At 61.8% G+C, this 18,350-nt stretch carries 15 protein-coding genes; 10 read left to right on the top strand and 5 right to left on the bottom strand.

Translation table 11 applies throughout. The features are described 5' to 3' along the window. Positions 1-104: 104 nt before the first annotated feature. Complete coding sequence (gene pgeF / locus PSK12I2_RS0122565; RefSeq protein ID WP_156930174.1) at positions 105-836, bottom strand: peptidoglycan editing factor PgeF; 732 nt, start codon at positions 834-836, stop codon at positions 105-107. Then, positions 833-1,792, bottom strand: a complete 960-nt coding sequence (gene rluD, locus PSK12I2_RS0122560) for a 23S rRNA pseudouridine(1911/1915/1917) synthase RluD (RefSeq protein WP_027600189.1) — start codon at positions 1,790-1,792, stop codon at positions 833-835. The genes pgeF and rluD overlap by 4 nt, the downstream gene beginning before the upstream one ends. Before the next feature lie 188 nt (positions 1,793-1,980). Here rluD and PSK12I2_RS0122555 point away from each other — a divergent pair, with 188 nt between their 5' ends. Beyond that, complete coding sequence (locus PSK12I2_RS0122555) at positions 1,981-3,006, top strand: outer membrane protein assembly factor BamD (protein ID WP_007160812.1); 1,026 nt, start codon at positions 1,981-1,983, stop codon at positions 3,004-3,006. A 110-nt stretch (positions 3,007-3,116) separates the two neighbouring features. On the opposite strand, the gene PSK12I2_RS0122550 is transcribed toward PSK12I2_RS0122555, so the two are convergent. Then, positions 3,117-4,739 carry an NAD+ synthase gene (locus tag PSK12I2_RS0122550; RefSeq protein ID WP_027600188.1) on the bottom strand — a complete coding sequence of 541 codons (1,623 nt, stop codon included), beginning with the start codon at positions 4,737-4,739 and terminating at the stop codon, positions 3,117-3,119. A 131-nt stretch (positions 4,740-4,870) separates the two neighbouring features. On the opposite strand from PSK12I2_RS0122550, the gene PSK12I2_RS0122545 reads away from it, so the two are divergent. From PSK12I2_RS0122545 to PSK12I2_RS0122535, 3 genes are read left to right on the top strand one after another with little or no spacing between them, the layout of a single operon-like run. Then, on the top strand, positions 4,871-5,119 hold the full coding sequence (locus tag PSK12I2_RS0122545; protein WP_027600187.1) for a PP0621 family protein: 249 nt from the start codon (positions 4,871-4,873) through the stop codon (positions 5,117-5,119). Further along, positions 5,103-6,677: a PAS domain-containing sensor histidine kinase gene (locus PSK12I2_RS0122540; protein WP_027600186.1), complete on the top strand. Its 1,575-nt coding sequence runs from the start codon at positions 5,103-5,105 to the stop codon at positions 6,675-6,677. The genes PSK12I2_RS0122545 and PSK12I2_RS0122540 overlap by 17 nt, the downstream gene beginning before the upstream one ends. Before the next feature lie 2 nt (positions 6,678-6,679). After that, complete coding sequence (locus PSK12I2_RS0122535; protein WP_027600185.1) at positions 6,680-8,020, top strand: sigma-54 dependent transcriptional regulator; 1,341 nt, start codon at positions 6,680-6,682, stop codon at positions 8,018-8,020. On the opposite strand, the gene thiO is transcribed toward PSK12I2_RS0122535, so the two are convergent. Further along, complete coding sequence (gene thiO / locus PSK12I2_RS0122530) at positions 8,021-9,124, bottom strand: glycine oxidase ThiO (RefSeq protein WP_037008041.1); 1,104 nt, start codon at positions 9,122-9,124, stop codon at positions 8,021-8,023. It lies immediately after the preceding gene. A 92-nt stretch (positions 9,125-9,216) separates the two neighbouring features. Here thiO and PSK12I2_RS24740 point away from each other — a divergent pair, with 92 nt between their 5' ends. The 6 genes from PSK12I2_RS24740 (at position 9,217) to PSK12I2_RS24735 (ending at position 17,331) form a co-directional block, all read left to right on the top strand. Then, positions 9,217-9,723 carry a GspH/FimT family pseudopilin gene (locus tag PSK12I2_RS24740; protein WP_074583962.1) on the top strand — a complete coding sequence of 169 codons (507 nt, stop codon included), beginning with the start codon at positions 9,217-9,219 and terminating at the stop codon, positions 9,721-9,723. A 115-nt stretch (positions 9,724-9,838) separates the two neighbouring features. Next, positions 9,839-10,348, top strand: a complete 510-nt coding sequence (locus PSK12I2_RS0122520; RefSeq protein ID WP_027600183.1) for a GspH/FimT family pseudopilin — start codon at positions 9,839-9,841, stop codon at positions 10,346-10,348. Further along, entirely contained in the window at positions 10,345-10,860 is a 516-nt protein-coding gene (gene pilV / locus PSK12I2_RS0122515; protein ID WP_037008040.1) for a type IV pilus modification protein PilV, read from the top strand. The genes PSK12I2_RS0122520 and pilV overlap by 4 nt, the downstream gene beginning before the upstream one ends. A 2-nt stretch (positions 10,861-10,862) precedes the next feature. Continuing rightward, positions 10,863-11,633 carry a PilW family protein gene (locus PSK12I2_RS0122510; RefSeq protein WP_027600181.1) on the top strand — a complete coding sequence of 257 codons (771 nt, stop codon included), beginning with the start codon at positions 10,863-10,865 and terminating at the stop codon, positions 11,631-11,633. Further along, positions 11,630-12,178 carry a PilX N-terminal domain-containing pilus assembly protein gene (locus tag PSK12I2_RS0122505; protein ID WP_027600180.1) on the top strand — a complete coding sequence of 183 codons (549 nt, stop codon included), beginning with the start codon at positions 11,630-11,632 and terminating at the stop codon, positions 12,176-12,178. Before PSK12I2_RS0122510 ends, PSK12I2_RS0122505 begins: the two co-directional genes overlap by 4 nt. Before the next feature lie 17 nt (positions 12,179-12,195). Beyond that, positions 12,196-17,331: a PilC/PilY family type IV pilus protein gene (locus tag PSK12I2_RS24735; RefSeq protein ID WP_037008039.1), complete on the top strand. Its 5,136-nt coding sequence runs from the start codon at positions 12,196-12,198 to the stop codon at positions 17,329-17,331. Between the two features lie 59 nt (positions 17,332-17,390). On the opposite strand, the gene ispH is transcribed toward PSK12I2_RS24735, so the two are convergent. Continuing rightward, complete coding sequence (gene ispH, locus PSK12I2_RS0122495) at positions 17,391-18,335, bottom strand: 4-hydroxy-3-methylbut-2-enyl diphosphate reductase (RefSeq protein WP_027600179.1); 945 nt, start codon at positions 18,333-18,335, stop codon at positions 17,391-17,393. Between the last annotated feature and the right edge of the window lie 15 nt (positions 18,336-18,350).

The raw sequence follows: 18,350 nt of genomic DNA, 5'->3' as shown, positions 1-18,350 counted from the left end.
GATGGCGCAGCAGAGGGCGCTCTCGATTACCCGCGGGAATGACCTTTAGATAGGGGCGATGCCTAACGATTCAAGCCACAGAGGCTTGACATCCGAAAAAATACTTAGGCGTTGATCCAGATCAGGCTGGCAAAGCGACCGGTACGGGCACCGCGCCGGTAGGAAAAGAAGCGCTCTTCGTCGGCGAAGGTATCGAAGCCACCGCCATGGACCGCCGTGATGCCCCGAGCCGCAAGACGCAGACGGGCCAGGGCATAGAGATCGCCCAGGTACTTGTCCCCGCCCCTGGCCACGAAGCACCGCTCGGCCTCGGCGTGCTGGGCGACAAAGGCCTCGCGCACCTCGACGCCCACTTCGAAACTGGCCGGCCCTATGGCGGGACCCAGCCAGACCAGTACTTCGGCGGGGGGCACGTCCAGACTGGCCGCAGCCGCCTCCAGCACGCCACCCGCCAGACCGCGCCATCCGGCGTGCGCCGCCGCGACGCGGGAGCCGTCCCGCCGGCAGAACAGGGCCGGCAGGCAATCGGCGGTCATCATGGTCACCGCGATACCGGGCGTGGCCGTCCAGGCGGCATCGGCCTGGAGCACCCGGGTCGGATCGGCTTCGACGACGGCAGTGCCATGGACCTGTTCAAGCCAGGCCGGCCGGCACCCCAGGGCCTGGCCCAGGCGTCGACGATTCTCGGCGACCGCAGCCAGATCGTCACCGACGTGGGCACCCAGGTTGAGACTGGCGAAAGGCGCCTGGCTGACGCCACCCGCGCGGGTGGTCACACAGGCCTGGACGCCGACCGGCGCCGGCCAGTCCGGCCGCAGCCAGTCGGCACCGATCATTCGAAGGATTCCCGATCCTGGCGCAGCAGATCCAGCAGCCAGACCAGGTCTTCCGGCAGTGGCGACTCCCAGCGCAGGCGTTCGCCGGTCACCGGATGATCCAGTTCGAGGAAGCGCGCATGCAGTGCCTGGCGCGGGAATTCGCGCAGGGTCTTGACCAGGGTCGGATTGGTCGCCGGCGGAATCTTGAAGCGACCGCCATAGACCGGATCGCCCACCAGCGGAAAGCCGACATGGGTCATGTGCACGCGGATCTGGTGGGTGCGCCCGGTCTCCAGCTTGACCCGGGTATGGGTATAGGCACGAAAGCGCTCCAGCACCCGGTAGTGACTGACCGCGGGCTTGCCCCCGGCGATCACCGCCATCTGCTGGCGGCGCTGGGAATGACGGCCGATAGGCGCATTGACGGTGCCGCCGGCGACGATCACCCCGGCGACGATGGCTTCATAGATGCGACTCACCGAGCGCGCCTGCAACTGGGCGACCAGGTGGGTATGGGCCTCCAGGGTCTTGGCCACCACCATGAGTCCGGTGGTGTCCTTGTCCAGGCGATGGACGATACCGGCACGCGGCACGCTGTCCAGCGAGGGTACGTGGTGCAGCAGGGCATTGAGCAGGGTGCCATCGGCATGACCGGCGGCCGGATGCACCACCAGCCCGGCGGGCTTGTCGAGCACCAGCAGGTGATCGTCTTCGTAGACGATGTCCAGTTCGATGTCCTGGGCCACCCACTCGCCCTGGGCCTCGCGCTCGGCGCGCAGCGCCAGCTGGGCGCCGCCATGGACGGTGTCACGCGGACGCAGCACGGCGCCGTCGACGGTCAGGCTGCCGTCCTTGATCCAGGCGGCGAGACGCGAGCGGGAGTGTTCGGCGAACAGCTGGGCAGCGACCTGATCGAGGCGCTGGCCACCGAGTTCGTAGGGGACTTCGGCATTGAGAACGATGGATTCGGACATGGATCTGCGCGGGCAATGGCAGGGCTTTTGGAATCGGCCCGACCCTGTGGTTAAATACGGCGACTTTTTTGCCCCGGCATTCCGGGTCGATCATCATAACAGGACGGTTCCGGCCCCGTCACAGGCTAGGTGAGCGCTCTCCGCGCTCATCCCTGCACCGCCGACCGTTTCGGGGAATCCAAGCCGCCATGCAATTGAAGCACCTGCTGCTGGTCACCAGCCTAGTCCTCACCGCCGCCTGCTCCTCGAAAGCGCCCGAGGTTCCGGAAAATCTGCCGGAAGGCGAGCTCTACACCCAGGCTCAGCGCGATATCTCCAACAGCAGCTACACGGACGCCATCAGCAAGCTGAAGGCGCTGGAGTCGCGGTATCCCTTCGGTCGCTATGCCGAGCAGGCCCAGCTCGAACTGATCTACGCCAACTACAAGAATGGCGAGCCCGAGGCGGCGCGCACGGCGGCGGATCGCTTCATCCGTCTGCATCCGCAACACCCCAATGTCGACTATGCCTACTACATGAAGGGCGTGTCCTCCTTCGAACAGGACCGTGGCCTGCTGGCGCGCTTCCTGCCGCTGGACATGACCAAGCGTGACCCGGGCGCGGCGCGCGATTCCTTCAACGACTTCGCCCAGTTCACCAGCCGCTTCCCCAACAGCCGCTACGCCCCGGACGCCAAGGCGCGCATGGTCTACCTGCGCAACCTGCTGGCGGCCTACGACGTGCACGTCGGCCATTACTACCTGACCCGCAAGGCCTATGTGGCCGCCGCCAACCGCGGTCGCTACGTGGTCGAGAACTTCCAGGGCACCCCGTCCGTGGGCGATGGCTTGGCGATCATGACCGAAGCCTACAAGCACCTGGGTCTCAATGACCTGGCGGCCACCAGCCTGGAAACCCTCAAGCTCAACTACCCGGACAACGTCAGCCTCAAGGATGGCGAATTCCAGCTGCGCGAGCCGGACGACAAGGATCAGCAGCGCTCCTGGCTGACCCGTGCGACCCTGGGCCTGATCGATCGCCCGAGCGATCCGCTGCCGCCTGGCGAGACCCGCGCCAGCCAGGACATCCAGCGCAAGTACCAGGAAGAGCGCGACAACCTGGCGCCCGAGTTGCGCATCGTCGACCCGGCCGAGGCCGAGAAGGCTGGTGGCGCGACGCCGGCGCCGGCCAAGCGCTCCTGGTTCAGCCGCCTTACCTTTGGTCTGTTCGACTGATCCGGCAGCAGACGTGAAAAGGGGAAGCCAGTGGCTTCCCCTTTTTTATTGCCCGCAATGGCTGGTGCCACCCTCTGGCGCCGGATCGCAGGGGTCCGGCGCCCGACGAGCTAGTCGCCGATGCGCCAGCCCGAGGTGATCGGGTAGCGCCTATCACGCCCGAAACCGCGCTGGGTGACCCGGGCGCCCACCGCCGCCTGGCGCCGCTTGTATTCGTTGAGATCCACCAGGCGCAGCACCCTGCGCACCGTTTCCTCGTCGAAGCCGGCGGCAACGATGTCCACGGCCGAGAGATCCTGCTCGACATACAGCCGCAGGATCTCGTCGAGCACCGGATAGGGCGGCAGCGAGTCCTCGTCCTTCTGGTCCGGCGACAGTTCGGCCGATGGCGGGCGGTCGATCACGCGCTGGGGAATCACCTCGCCCGCGCGATTGCGGTATTCGCAGAGGCGGAACACCAGGGTCTTGGGCACATCCTTGAGCACGTCGAAGCCGCCGGCCATGTCGCCATAGAGGGTGGCGTAACCGACGGCCATCTCGCTCTTGTTGCCGGTGGTGAGCACCAGGTAGCCCTTCTTGTTGGAGATGGCCATCAGCAGGGTCCCGCGGCAGCGCGCCTGCAGATTCTCCTCGGTGGTATCCCGCCCGAGTCCGGCGAATTCGCCGGCCAGGGTCGCCTGGAAGGCCTCGACCATGGGTGCGATGGGCAAGACGCTATAGCGCACTCCCAGCGTCCGCGCCTCGGCTTCGGCGTCGTCCAGGCTGATCTGGGCGGTGTAGTGGTAGGGCATCATCACCGCCTCCACCTGCTCCGCGCCCAGCGCATCCACGGCGACCGCCAGCACCAGGGCCGAATCGATGCCCCCGGACAGGCCCAGCACCACGCCCTTGAAGCCGTTCTTGCGCACATAGTCGCGCACCCCGAGCACCAGGGCGTCATAGACGCTGGCCTCCAGCGAGGCGACGGGGGCGAGCTCGGCCGGCTGCGGTTGCAGGGCCGCATCGATGATCACCGGATAGAGGCCTTCGACGAAGGCCGGCGCGCGCTGACTGACCTGCCCCTGGGCATCGACCACGAAGGAATGTCCGTCGAATACCAGCTCGTCCTGGCCACCCACCTGGTTGACGTAGACCACCGGCATGCCGCCCTCGCGGGCACGCTCGCTCACCACGGCCTCGCGCTCCGGCTGCTTGCCGCCGTGGAAGGGCGAGGCATTGAGGTTGAGCATCAGTCGCGCCCCGGCCGCTCGTGCCCTGGCCATGGGCTCGGCGAACCAGATGTCCTCGCAGATGGTGACGCCGATGGGCACGCCCTGGTAGTCGAACACGGCCGCGCTGTCGCCCGGCTCGAAATAGCGCTTCTCGTCGAACACCCGGTAGTTGGGCAATTGCTGCTTGCGATAGAAGGCCAGCTCGGCGCCATCGCGATAGACCGCGCAGGCGTTGTAGCGTCGCCCCTCCTCCAGCCAGGGAAAGCCCACCAGCACATGGATGCCGGCGATCTCCTGGCGGATCCGCTGCAGCCCCTGCTCGATCCGGCGCTGCATGCTCGAACGCAGCAGCAGGTCCTCAGGGGGATAGCCGCACAGCGACAGCTCCGGAAAGACGATGAGATCGCCCTGCAGCTCATCCCGGGCCTGCCGGGCGGCGGTGATGATGCGTTCCACATTGCCGTGGATGTCGCCGACCTTGAGGTTCACCTGCGCCATCACGACGTTCAGCAACTGACTCATGCACTCTTCCTTGCCCGATTGATCGGCGCATTTTCCCGCAAGCAGCGAAGCGGGACAATCGATGCCATGCAGGGCTCACCGCCTGCAGCGGCCCTGCTAAACTCCACCCTCCTTCACGCTGCGAGATCGCCATGGGTCTGCTTCGCCTGCTGTTGTGGCTCGTCCTCCTGGGCGCGCTGTTCTGGATGATCAGACGCTGGTGGCGCGGCAAGACGCAGACGCCGTCCGGCAAGGCCCGTCCGCTACCGCCCAACCCCATGGTGCGCTGCGCCCATTGCGGCGTGCACGTGCCCCAGGAGAGAGCCCTGGCCGATGGCGAAGGCCAGCGCTGGTACTGCAGCGCCGAACATCGCCGGTTGCAGCATGAGCACCGCGACTGATCCAGGCACCCTGAGAGCCGACGCGGTCCTGCGGCTCTATCACCTCTATCGCATCGTCATCGGCCTGGCGCTGGTGGTGCTGATTTCCAGCGACCTGGACCAGCACTGGCTGCGCACCGTCGACGGCCAGCTGTTCCGCCAGGCCAGCTGGGCCTATCTCGCCATCAACGCCGTGCTGGCGGTCGGCCAGCGGCTGCTGCGCGGCCGCGCCTTCACCCTAGCGCTGATCGACATCCTCGCCCTGGGCGGGCTGTTCTTCCTGGCCGGCGGCATCGCCAGCGGCATGGGCAGTCTGCTGGTGGTGACCGTCGGGGTGTCCAACGTCCTGATCCGTGGCCGCCGTGGCCTGCTGATCGCCGCCCTGGCGGCCATCGCCCTGCTGCTGGCGACGGGCTATCTCGACCTGCGCCGCGGCGACAGTGGCAGTGGCTATGTGCAGGCAGCGGGCCTGGGCACCCTCTGCTTCGCCACGGCGCTGCTGGTGCAGGGCCTGGTCCGGCGGCTGTTGGACAGCCAGGCCCTGGCCGAAACCCGCGCCACGGCCGTGGCCGAACTGGAGGCCCTCAACGCCCTGATCCTCGAACGCATGCGGACCGGCATCCTGGTGTTCGACGCCGAATACCAGGTGCTGCTGGTGAATCCGGCAGCCCGGCGCCTGCTGGGGGTGGACGACGAGGACACCATCGCCCCCCTGGCCCTGGGTCTCGCCCAACGCCTCGAAGAGTGGGAGCGCAATCCCAGTATCCGGCCGGCGCCCTGGCGCGCCTATGCCAACGGCCCGCTGCTGCAACCCAGCTTCGCCCGCCTGCAACAGGGCGAAGGCGAGCGGGTGCTGACCTTTCTCGAAGACGTCTCGCGCATCGCCCAGCAGGCCCAGCAACTCAAGCTCGCTTCCCTGGGCCGTCTCACCGCTGGCATCGCCCACGAGATCCGCAATCCGCTGGGCGCCATCAGTCACGCTGCGCAATTGCTGCAGGAATCCGAAGAGTTGGCCACGCCGGACCGGCGCCTGGCGCAGATCATCCAGGACCAGTCGCGGCGGATGAACCGGGTGGTGGAAAACGTACTGCAGCTGTCTCGCCGCCAGCAGGCCGCCCCTCAGCTGATCGACCTGCGCTACTGGGCGCACCGCTTCGCCGGGGAGTTGCGCCCTACCCTGCCCGCCGGCCAGACGCTGCACGTCAAGACCGAGCCGGGCACGCTGCAGACGCACATGGATCCCCACCAACTGGGCCAGATCCTGACCAACTTGGTGCAGAACGGCCTGCGCTACAGCTGCCAAAAGCACGGCATCGGCCAGGTCTGGCTCAGCACCTACCGCGATCCGGAAAGCGACCTGCCCATCCTCGAAGTGGTCGATGACGGACCGGGCGTCGCCGCCGAGCAACTCGACCACCTGTTCGAGCCCTTCTTCACCACCGAGAACAAGGGGACCGGGCTGGGCCTGTACATCTCCCGTGAGCTTTGCGAGAGCAACCAGGCCAGACTTGGCTATCATCCCTTGGCGAACGGCAGCTGTTTTCGCATCACCTTCGCCCATCCCCGCACAATGAGCTGAGCATGGCCCGACAGAAAGTCCTGATCGTCGACGATGAACCCGATATCCGCGAACTCCTGGAGATCACCTTGGGGCGGATGAAGCTCGACACCGCTAGCGCCAAGAACATCGCCGATGCCCGGGCCATCCTCGAACGGGAAAGCTTCGACCTCTGCCTGACCGACATGCGTCTGCCCGACGGCTCGGGACTGGACCTGATCCAGTTCATCCAGCAACGCTTTCCGCAATTGCCGGTGGCCATGATCACCGCCTTCGGCAGTCTGGAAACCGCGGTCCAGGCACTCAAGGCCGGTGCGTTCGACTACCTCACCAAGCCGGTGGACCTGCCGCGCCTGCGTGAACTGGTAGGCACGGCCCTGCGGCTGTCCGGGCCTGCCCCGGCAGCGGCCGGCGCCAGCGAAACCCAACTTCTCGGCGAATCGCCGCCCATGCGCGCCCTGCGCAACCAGATCGCCAAACTGGCGCGCAGCCAGGCGCCGGTCTACATCAGCGGCGAATCGGGCAGCGGCAAGGAGCGGGTGGCACGACTGATCCATGAGCAGGGTCCGCGGGCCGGTCGGCCCTTCGTGCCGGTCAACTGCGGCGCCATCCCCTCGGAGTTGGTGGAAAGCGAATTCTTCGGCCACCGCAAGGGCAGCTTCACCGGCGCCATCGAGGACAAGCAGGGCCTGTTCCAGGCCGCCCAGGGCGGCACCCTGTTTCTCGACGAGGTGGCCGATCTGCCGCTGCCGATGCAGGTCAAGCTGTTGCGCGCCATCCAGGAAAAGGCCGTGCGCCCGGTAGGCAGCCAGCAGGAGATCAGCCTGGACGTACGCATCCTCAGCGCCACCCACCGGGATCTGGCCGCCGAAGTCGCCGCCGGGACCTTCCGCCAGGACCTCTACTACCGCCTCAATGTCATCGAATTGCAGGTGCCGGCCCTGCGCGAGCGCCGCGAAGACATCGGCATCCTGGCCAACCATATGCTCGAACGCCTGGCACGCGACGCCGGCCTGGCCGCGGCCACGCTGGGCGAGGATGCCCTGGCCAAGCTCAAAAGCTACCGTTTCCCCGGCAACGTGCGGGAACTGGAAAACATGCTGGAGCGGGCCTACACCCTCTGCGAGGGCGACGTCATCCGCCCGGCAGATCTGCGCCTGGCCGATGCCCCGGCAGCCACCGCCACCGGCGAAGCCAGCCTGGCCAACATCGCCAATCTGGAAGACCACCTGGAGTCCATCGAACGCCAGCTGATCATGCAGGCGCTCGAAGAGACCCGCTGGAATCGCACCGCCGCCGCGGAACGCCTGGGTCTCTCCTTCCGCTCGATGCGCTACCGACTGAAGAAGCTCGGAATCGACTGATCAGTCCGCTGCCAACCGAGCGCCTGGCGCATAGGGCGCCGGATCGATGATCGGCGTGCGTTCGGTGAGCAGATCGGTCAGCAACTGGCAGGACGCCGGCGCCAGCACCAGGCCGTTGCGATAGTGCCCGCAGTTGAGCCACAGCCCGGGCAGCTCCGGTACCGGCCCGATAAAGGGCACGCCATCCGGCGAGCCCGGCCGCAGTCCCGCCCAGTGCGCCACCGGCGCCTGGCCGGCCAGCGCCGGCAGCAACTCGGCGGCCGAGGCCTGCAAGCTGGCCAGCGCCTCGGCGGTCGGCGTCTTGTCGAATTCGGCGTGCTCCAGGGTGCTGCCGATGAGGATATGTCCATCGCGGCGCGGAATGGCGTAGCGCCCCTTGGCCAGCACCATGCTGGTCAGATAACCCACTGGCTGGCGATACAGCAGCATCTGCCCCTTCACCGGCCGCACCGGCACGGCCAGCCCCAGGCTCTGCAGCAAATCACCACTCCAGGCCCCGGCACAGACCACCACGGACTCGGCATGGATGGCCTCGCGCGCGGTCTGCACCCCCACCACCCGCTCGCCCTGGCGCAGGAAACCGGTCACCGGCGACTCGCTCACCAGCGTCACATTCGGCATGCCTAGCAGGGCTTCGCGCAGGGAGCGCACCAGCCGGGGATTACGCACATTGGCCACCCCCGCCATGAAGACCGCCCGCTCATAGCCCGGCCCCAGCACCGGTACCCGCTGCCGCACCGCCGCGACCGACACCGACGCCAGCGGCCGCACATTGCGCCGCGCCCAGTCCAGCGCCTCGGCTTCGTCCTCCAGATCGAGCCAGTACAGCCCGGTCACTTCCACCTCGGGGTCCACCCCCGTCTCCTGCCGCAACCGTTCCCCCAGCACCGGATAGAAATCCTGCGACCAGTGCGCCAGCGCCGTCACCGCGGGCTGATAGCGCCACGGATACAGCGGCGAAACGATCCCCCCGCCGGCCCAGGACGCCTCCCGCCCCGGCTCGCCGCGCTCGACCACCACCACCCGCCGGCCGCTCAAGGACAGGCAATAGGCCGACATCAGCCCTATCGCACCCGCCCCGACCACTGCTACATCAAAGATCACGTCACACCCTCATCATCCAGCCTTGACACTCTCTACCGATATGAGCAAAAAGGCTTTCCAGGACGGCGTCTACCTTTTTCTCAAGGATGAGAATGAAGAGAACCTCTGAACTCGGACTGAGCCTGTTCGAGATGCTTTTAACGCTAAGCATACTTGCCATCCTGGTAGCTGTGGCTGCGCCCATTGCCTCGGATTGGCTCGAGCGAGTCCGTAATCAGGCGACGGCCAATACCCTCCTCAGGCATTTGCAGGCGGCCCGTACCTTGAGCATTGAGCGTGGCCATACCGTAGTGCTCTGTCCTATTGATGAATCAGGATGTGGAGACAGCTGGGCACGCGGATGGCAGGTGCGGGATATCGATACCGATGAGGTGCTGCTACGGCAATCGGACATGCCCCCTGACTTGAAGATCAGATGGAACCGGACGAGTGCCATTACCTATCGCCACAACGGTACCAGTGCTGGGCTAAACGGCACTCTTTCCCTGTGCAATACGCGTGGCAAGGAAGTCTCTCGAATTGCCATCAACAATCATGGCCGTGCGCGCCTCGCCAGAGCAAAGGATCGCCCCCTGTGCCTTGAGCAAGCGGCAAATTGATCATTCCGCAGCCGTGTAACCGGCCATCCAAGATCTCCTCCCGACTGTCCTTTCCCAGGCGACAGCTGCAGAACTCGGCAAGAAACTAACCCCTGGCTGAGTATAGGAAGTCACCATGCACCGCGCCGATGCGCAGAAGGGATTCACATTACTCGAGATGCTGACAGTGGTGACCCTGCTGGGCATTTTCGCAGCTATCGCTGTACCGAGCTTTACCAGTCTCATCAATCAGACGCGGACCAGCAGCGTAGCGGATAATGTCTTTGGCTTGATCATGCATGCGCGATCAGAGGCCGTACTCAGGCGTGCAACCGTTTCCCTTTGTCTGTCTGAAACGCAGTTGATATCAGTTCTCGGCTCTTGTGACGCTCCCACCGCACAGGTGCGTACGATGTCTATCAGTCCGACCCAGGTGGCTGTCCGGGCGAGCCAGGCGAATCTGAGCTACTTCGCCGACGGAACCACCAACGGCGACGTCGCATCCCGCGTCAGTTATTTCGTCTGCCATGACCTAGAGGTGGCCTACGGCTACAAGATCGACATCCAACGCAACGGTGTGACCAGGCGTTACGCCAAAGGCAAGGCAGACGAAACGGGCAACGCCCTGGCCGGGTGCAAACCATGAACATCCCAATCATCAAGTCAGGCGGTTTCAGCCTGATCGAAGTACTGGTGACCCTAGTACTCATCACCATTGGCGTGCTCGGCATGGTCGCACTCCAAAGCAAGTCCATCGCCTTTACCCAGGACACCACGCAGCGCAATACGGCAGCGATGCTGGCTCAGGACGCGCTCGAACTGATGCGTGCCCAGGGCAAGGTCTCTGAAAAGATGGCTGGAGAAGCCTTTCCGGTAATCGACGACTGCACCAGCACGCCCAGCGAAGCAGACAAGCAGCTGAGCTGCTGGTCCAAGGAAGCCGCTCGCCTGCTCCCAGGCGTGGATGCCGATTTGCTGAAAAACGAATTTCATGTGTGCAAAGCGAAAGCCGCCAATACCTGCGATGCGGGTGGCACCACCATTGAGATTCAGCTGGCTTGGAGAGTCAGAAACGGAGAGTGCATGGATAGCCAAGATGCCGCTAACCCTGAGTCGGACAAAGGCATCTGCCGTTATCGCTTGCGGTCGGAGCTCTAGCTATGACCCATCGTCAACGGGGTCTTTCTCTTATCGAACTGATGATTGCCTTGGTCATCAGTAGCTTTCTTATATTGGGCGTAACCCAACTCTATATTTCCAACAAGCAAAACTACCTATTCCAGCAAGGCCAGGCCATCAACCAAGAGAATGGGCGCTATTCGCTCCTGATGCTGGAACAGCAACTATCCAAAGCCGGATTCAGAAGACGTCCCTTCGTCGATGTCACCGCAGAATTTCCTGCGAAAGATTATAACTTTTGCAAGTTTGCAGCCGGAGAAACCATCAACACCCCTGACAGCCAGACCCTGTGTATCAGATACAAGCCCAGGGATACAGCCGAACTGGACTGTCTTGGCTATGGTGCATCCGATAGCGCAAACCTGAAAATACCCTATACCAATACTACTGCTGAATTCGTTGAGCGCTACACCTTGACGAAGAATGCGGATGAAGACCTTCCCGGGCTCACCTGCCAGACCCCAAAGGGTATCGGCACGCTGATCGATGGCGTAGCCGATGTGCGATTCGACTTCGGGGCGAGCACTACCGCAAGAAAGGTTTCCAGCTACAGTGACAAACCAGCCGCCGGCCAACAGATCGGTGCAGTTCGTTATCGACTCCTACTTGCCAGCAGCAAGAACCTGAATACAGGCGTCAACCCTATCATCGCCAGCTGGAATGACCGCTACAAAACAGACTTCAAAGATGGCGATAGCCGTATCTACCAAATTGCCGGCAGCACCATCAGCCTGAGAAACCTGATGCCATGAAACGTCGCTCCCAACAAGGCGCCTCGCTGCTGATCGCGCTGATCATGCTGATCCTCATCACGCTGCTGGCAGTGTCGAGCATCCAGGAAAGTACGCTGCAAACCCGGATTACCGGCAATCTGCTTGAAGAAAAGAATCTGCTTGCCGCCGCTGAAGCCGGTCTCCGTGATGCTGAGCGCCGACTCAGTAAAAACGGCGCGCCCGATGGCTGTCCAAATCCTCTAACGCAGAAGCCTTGTATTCAGGGCTTCGTTCCCAGCACTGCCGATGGTTACAAAACCGACTTTGTCGCTAAGTCGCTGGCCTATGGAGATACCAGCAATCCGACAAAATTGGACAGAAACGTTCATTGGTACCTGCGTGATATTCCTCAGGGCGCCAATAGCAGCTGCAGCGATCCGGAGAAAAATGCCAGGGGTGAGGGCTGCGTGTCCTATTACGAGGTCAACGCCCAGGCTTACAAATCAGACGCCAGTTCAGCCGATGCCAAGCCTTGCTCGGTTGACGTGGTTTGCTTGCGAGCGGTGATCTCCAGGCAATTCTAGACAGCAGGGAATTGATAATGAAAACCTTCTTGGCGAGATCGCTGATAACCGTTGGCGCCCTAGTATCGCCTTTGCTGTCGAGTGCCGCGGATGATGTCAACGTGGCACAAAGTCCTCTGTTTGTGACCGACTCCGTTCCGCCACTAAATCTCCTGGTAATGGGGCGTGATCATAAACTTTTCTATGAAGCCTACAATGATGCTTCCGACCTGAACGGCGATGGTATTCTAGACATCGGCTACAAAGGCTACAAAACCAAGGCCGACAAGGGCATAGATTACTACGGCTATTTCAACTCCAAGCTCTGCTATACCTATACCAGCAATCGCTTTGTTCCCACCGGTGTAGGCTCAGGTACCACAGGCAAGGAATGCACTGGTCAATGGAGTGGCGATTTCCTGAACTATATAGCCACTTCCCGTATGGATGCGCTGCGCAAGGTACTTTTCGGCGGCTATCGCAGTACCGATGACGCTACCACTACAGTCCTGCAAGGCGCGCACATTCCTCAGGACGCTCATACCTGGGGCAAGGAATATACCAGCGTTGCAGTTGATGGTTACGACATCAGCAAGTTCACACCGCTCAAAGCGCCGACTGTAGGTTATCGGCACTTGATAGCCGTGGCATCTCTGAGTGAAACCGGCGTTCCGCAAATGCGGGTGTTGACCAACGTCAACTTGCGGATTTGGAACTGGGTATCCATTGAACGCCCCGTGGGAGGCGATGAATGTGTCAATGCCAGCGGCGCTCGGATCATCTGTACGAATGCAGGCCCCAAGAACGGCTGGACGCTGATACCGCCTGAGACGTTTACAAACCTAAAGATTTCGACCTGGGCAAAGTCCAACAGTACTCACCCCACCAATGCCGCCGGCATGACGACCCTGTTCAATACCGATGGGCAAAGCAGCAGACTGTGTGGATCAAAAGCCATCAGCAATGGCATCTACGCACCCGGTTCAAATAATAATCCTTTCAATGGCGCCGTGACCCCTGGAAAGCAAACATGCGGCAACGACTACTATATAACCGAAATCACCGGAACGATAAAAGTCGACACGACTGGCACCTATAAAATTTCTGTCGACGGCGATGATGCCGTTGAAGTAAAGCTGGGAGGCACTACGGTAGGTTGGTACAGCGGCCATGGTCCTCTTGACAGTGGCAGCGATGCTCACTCGGGAAGCGTCAGTCTTCAAGCGGGCGTCAACTACGATATCGTTTTCCGCCACGAGGAAGTGGATGGCGGTGACTCCTGGGGATTGTATTGGCAAACACCGGCAGGCATACCCGAGAACGCCAAGAGGGTTGACTACAACGTCCAGGTAGAGGTATGCCCTAATGACGCGGGCAATACCAGTAATTCCGCCCTGCGCGAGAGCAATTGCCGCCTTTATCTTAGAGGAAACTACAAACCGACCGGCATCCTTCATGACTATGGCGAAACCGACAAGATGTACTTCGGCTTGCTGACCGGGTCGTACAAAAACCACTTCTATGGTGGCGTGCTGAGATCCAACATCCAGAGCTTCGCCCGGGAGCTCACCCTAAGCACCGGGCAGTTTTGTCTCAATGGCAATTGTGGTGCTGGGAATGACGTCAGTGGCATCGTCGACACGATCAACAAATTCCGGACTGTTGGTTTCACCTACTACAATTCCAACGGTACGAACAACTTCCAGTACGACCAGGACGGCTGTGGTTACAACCGCAACCCTACCAGCAACCTGGCAACCGACCCCTGCTATATGTGGGGCACACCTACCGCAGAAATGATGTATGAGGCGCTGCGCTACTTTGCTGGCGCCTCAGGTCCGACGCCAAGCTTTGCCTATTCCAAAACGACCACCACTCCTGATTCCAGGCTTGGACTTTCACAACCGGATTGGCTACCGCCCTATTCCAAAGGCAATGGCGGTTCTGGCTATCCACGCTGCTCTGTCCCGGCCATGACCGTTCTGAGTGATATCAATCCCAATTACGACTGGAAACTGCCGGGCAGCCGCTGGGACAACACGACGGACGGCAGCGGTAACCCCAAATCCATCAGCGATCTCAACGTAAGCACCGAAACGGATGCAATCGGCGCCGCAGAGGGCCTGAACAATACCAAGGTGTTTATCGGCGAAACCGAATCGGCTGCCGACAGTGCACCCACGCAAAAAACGCTGACGGCACTCTCTCGCGTTCGCGGCCTCGCGCCTGAAGAGCCAGGCAAGCAAGGCACCTACTATTCGGCTGGGATAGCCCGCTTTGGCGCCATGCACAACATAGGTGGCAGCAAGCCCTTGCTGACCTATGCGGTTGCCCTTGCTTCGCCTTTCCCCAAGATCGAATTTCCAGTTGGCGACAACAAGATCACGCTCGTTCCCTTCGCCAAATCCGTACAGAATCCGGGGCAAAATCAGTATCAGGCCACCAACCAGATCGCTGATTTCTACGTGCAGAAGCTGGCCAACACTACGACGGCAAATACCGACAGCACCGTCAATGGTGGCCGTCCCTATGCGGAGTTTCGGATCAACTGGGAGGACAGTGAAGAGGGCGCTGACTTCGACATGGACGCTATCGTCCTCTATACCCTAGCGGTCGCTCCCGATCCGAATGAGGGTGGAAAGCTCAAGCTCAATATAACCCTGAACTCCGAATACGCTGCGGGCGGCGCCCAGCAGCACATGGGTTATACGATTTCCGGCACCGATAAGGACGGACTCTATCTCGAGGTCTGTGACCTAAGAGACGGCACCGTCAATAACGGTCAAAGAAGTGTATGCGATAGTCAGACCGCCTACCGTCTCAATACCCCGCCCAATCGGCCTGCTGGCTGGTGCATTGCCAACCTGGATAATCCCGAGTGCAAGGGCCTGCCGCCCACGGCGGTACGCCAATTCAGCGCGACCGGCGTAGGCGCCGGGGTACTCAAGGACCCGCTGTGGTACGCCGCCAAATACGGCACTACTGGCAACTGGGATACAGATGGTGACCAGGTACCCGATAATTATCTTCTGGTGACCAACGCCCTTACGCTAAAGGACCAGTTGGCCAAGGCCTTCAACAGCATCGTCCAGAAGAACTCTTCCGTTACCCGCGTTACGGTTCAAGGCGGCCAGACCGACGATACCGGGCTGGGAGATCGGGTCGTCTATCGGACGTCCTTCAACGCCGATGGCTGGACGGGAGATCTGATCAGGGACACCTACAAGAGCGATGGCAAGACGATCAACTCAACCATCAGAGCCAACTTCCCCGACGGCCGTGTCGTCAAGATGGTCAGTGCCGACGGCAAGAGCCTGCAAGATTTCTCCTATGAGAATCTCAAGGACAGAAGCTTCGACGGTACAAATCTTCGGGACTCGCTCGACAGTGCGCCTTCTGGCAATAGGGATGGACAAGGCGCCGATCGGGTCAGGTTCCTGCTGGGCCAATGTACTTCTTCGGGATGCCCGAATTTCCGCACTCGAACCTCGCTGCTGGGTGACATCGTCAATTCGTCACCGGTCTTGGTAGGACCCGCCCAGTATCTGGCGTACCGGATCGGCAAGGTCGATGGGACGGTAGCCAGCTATACCGAATTTCAAAAGACTCAGACCTCGCGACGCGCCCAGATTTATGTCGGCGCCAACGATGGCATGCTGCATGCCTTCGATGCGGCTACCCTGAAGGAGACCTTTGCTTTCGTACCCACACCGGTCATACCCAATCTCAACCGGTTGATGGCGAAGGACTACGGCACGGCCAACCTTGCCCACCATTACTATGTAGATGGGCCTATCACGGTCAGAGACGTCTACTTCAAGAGTGACAGTACGTGGCGCACGGTCCTGGTTGGGACGCTTGGCGGTGGTGGGCGGGGCTTGTTCGCCCTGGATATCACGGATCCAGATCCTGCCAAAATCAAACTGCTCTGGGAGTTTACGTCCGATAGCGCAGCCACACTTGATGCAGCCACCAAGCTGAGCAACCTAGGTTATAGCTTCGGCAAGCCATCTATCGAGCGCCTACACGACGGTAATTGGGCGGCCATTTTTGGTAACGGCTACTACAGTGCCAACGCCAATAGCGGCAAGGCTATCCTCTATGCCCTGAAGATCGAAGACGGCACCTTGATAAAGGCGTTGGAAGCAAAGAGTCCCACCGGAGGCAGCAATGGCCTTTCTACGATTCAAGCCGCGGATTACAACGCGGATATCGTGACTGACGCAGCCTACGCAGGGGACTTGCTGGGTAACCTGTGGCGATTCGATCTGTTCAAGCCGACGTCAGCGGATACCCCCTTCGCTCGAGACAACGATGGTGCAGACAGTGCCAGAAGTTTCCAGGTAGCTTTTGGTGGTACCCCGCTCTATCGTGCCACTACCAATGACCAGACCACAGGATCTGGCGCCGGCAAGCCGCAGGCGATCACGGTGGCGCCCGTGCTGATTCAGCACCCCACCCTGACCGGTTATCTGGTCGCCTTCGGGACGGGTCGCTACCTGGGCGTCAATGACAAGGTTTCGCCCTTCGATGTCCAGACCGTTTATGGCGTCTGGGATCGCTGGACACTAGGTCAAACCACCACTGCCAACATGGTGCAGACTCGAAACCGCTCTTCTCTGCAACAGCAAACCCTGACCGCTGCTACCTACTCGAACAACGGTGTGACGAGAAACGTCCGACTCCTGTCCGCCAACTCGATCAACTGGTACACGGCGAGCGGTGAAACAGATGCCGATGTCGACAAATCCGGCTGGTATGTCGACCTCAAATTGGTTGGCAGCACAACCAATACTGGCGAAAGGATAGTGTTTCCGCTGCGGACCCTGGGTGACGCCCTGGTATTCACGAGCATTACACCCAACGCTGATCCCTGCTCCGCGGGCCTGGATAGCATCCTCTATGCAACCGATGCCAAAGCGGGCGGGCGAACCTTGCACAACGTTTTCGACCTTAACAATGACGGTCGAATAGATGGGGCAGACAGCCTGAGTTCCGGCTCCATCTCGGGTACGGACGGCACGATTGGAGACAACTCTCTTACCGGAACCCGAACGGGCAACACCAACCTCACCACACTGATCTGTGATTCCAGCGGCAACTGCATTTCGGCCACGACAGGTCCTGCAGCCAATGGGCGTCAGTCCTGGCGGATGCTGCTTCCCGCTCAATAACAAAAAGGCCACTGCTCCTGGGAGCAGTGGCCTTTTTGTTCACCTCCTGTGCCGAGGCGTTATACCGCCTTTACCCTGAGCTCTCGCGGCAGGGTGAAGGTGATGTGTTCCGGCTCGCCTTCCAGCTCCACCTCACCCGTAGCGCCCCAGCTCTGCAGCTGGTCGATGACGCCGCGTACCAGGACCTCGGGGGCCGAGGCGCCGGCGGTGACGCCTATGCGTTGCACGCCTTCGAACCAGCTCTGCTGCAGGTCTTCGGCGCCGTCGATGAGATAGGCCGGGGTGCCCAGGCGTTCGGCGAGTTCGCGCAGGCGGTTGGAGTTGGAACTGCTGGGGCTACCCACCACCAGCACCACGTCGCTTTCCAGCGCCAGGGTCTTTACCGCGTCCTGGCGGTTGGTGGTGGCGTAGCAGATGTCGTTCTTGCGCGGGCCATTGATGCGGGGAAACTTGGCGCGCAGGGCGTCGATCACCTTGCGGGTGTCATCCATCGACAGGGTGGTCTGGGAGACGTAGAACAGGGCTTCGGGGTTGCGCACCTCGAGCTTTTCCACGTCTTCCTCGTCTTCCACCAGGTAGATGGCACCGCCGGCACGATCGTCGTACTGGCCCATGGTGCCCTCCACCTCCGGGTGCCCGGCGTGGCCGATGAGGATGCACTCCTGGCCATCGCGGCTGTAGCGCGCGACCTCCATGTGCACCTTGGTCACCAGCGGACAGGTGGCGTCGAACACCTTGAGGCCACGCTCGGAGGCCTCGCGGCGCACCGCCTGGGAGACACCATGGGCGCTGAAGATGAGGATGACGTCATCCGGCACGTCGGCCACGTCTTCGACGAAGACGGCGCCACGGGCGCGCAGGTTGTCGACCACGAACTTGTTGTGCACCACTTCGTGACGCACATAGATGGGCGGACCGAAAACGTCCAGCGCCCGGTCGACGATGTCGATGGCGCGGTCCACGCCGGCGCAGAAGCCGCGGGGATTGGCGAGCTTGATCTGCATAGGCTCCTCTGCCCG

Origin of the sequence: Pseudomonas sp. MOIL14HWK12:I2 (assembly GCF_000510745.1) — a bacterium.
Lineage (GTDB): Bacteria > Pseudomonadota > Gammaproteobacteria > Pseudomonadales > Pseudomonadaceae > Chryseomonas > Chryseomonas oryzihabitans.
This window is presented reverse-complemented; position numbering and strand designations above follow the sequence as displayed.

Excerpts from the sequence above, each read along its gene's own strand:
- PSK12I2_RS0122510 (WP_027600181.1), top strand. The coding sequence starts at position 10,863 with ATGACCCATCGTCAACGGGGTCTTTCTCTTATCGAACTGATGATTGCC.
- PSK12I2_RS0122540 (WP_027600186.1), top strand. The coding sequence starts at position 5,103 with ATGAGCACCGCGACTGATCCAGGCACCCTGAGAGCCGACGCGGTCCTG.
- PSK12I2_RS0122555 (WP_007160812.1), top strand. The coding sequence starts at position 1,981 with ATGCAATTGAAGCACCTGCTGCTGGTCACCAGCCTAGTCCTCACCGCC.
- ispH (WP_027600179.1), bottom strand. The coding sequence starts at position 18,335 with ATGCAGATCAAGCTCGCCAATCCCCGCGGCTTCTGCGCCGGCGTGGAC.
- PSK12I2_RS0122550 (WP_027600188.1), bottom strand. The coding sequence starts at position 4,739 with ATGAGTCAGTTGCTGAACGTCGTGATGGCGCAGGTGAACCTCAAGGTC.
- pgeF (WP_156930174.1), bottom strand. The coding sequence starts at position 836 with ATGATCGGTGCCGACTGGCTGCGGCCGGACTGGCCGGCGCCGGTCGGC.
- PSK12I2_RS0122520 (WP_027600183.1), top strand. The coding sequence starts at position 9,839 with ATGCACCGCGCCGATGCGCAGAAGGGATTCACATTACTCGAGATGCTG.
- PSK12I2_RS0122545 (WP_027600187.1), top strand. The coding sequence starts at position 4,871 with ATGGGTCTGCTTCGCCTGCTGTTGTGGCTCGTCCTCCTGGGCGCGCTG.
- PSK12I2_RS0122535 (WP_027600185.1), top strand. The coding sequence starts at position 6,680 with ATGGCCCGACAGAAAGTCCTGATCGTCGACGATGAACCCGATATCCGC.
- rluD (WP_027600189.1), bottom strand. The coding sequence starts at position 1,792 with ATGTCCGAATCCATCGTTCTCAATGCCGAAGTCCCCTACGAACTCGGT.
- pilV (WP_037008040.1), top strand. The coding sequence starts at position 10,345 with ATGAACATCCCAATCATCAAGTCAGGCGGTTTCAGCCTGATCGAAGTA.
- PSK12I2_RS24735 (WP_037008039.1), top strand. The coding sequence starts at position 12,196 with ATGAAAACCTTCTTGGCGAGATCGCTGATAACCGTTGGCGCCCTAGTA.
- PSK12I2_RS0122505 (WP_027600180.1), top strand. The coding sequence starts at position 11,630 with ATGAAACGTCGCTCCCAACAAGGCGCCTCGCTGCTGATCGCGCTGATC.
- PSK12I2_RS24740 (WP_074583962.1), top strand. The coding sequence starts at position 9,217 with ATGAAGAGAACCTCTGAACTCGGACTGAGCCTGTTCGAGATGCTTTTA.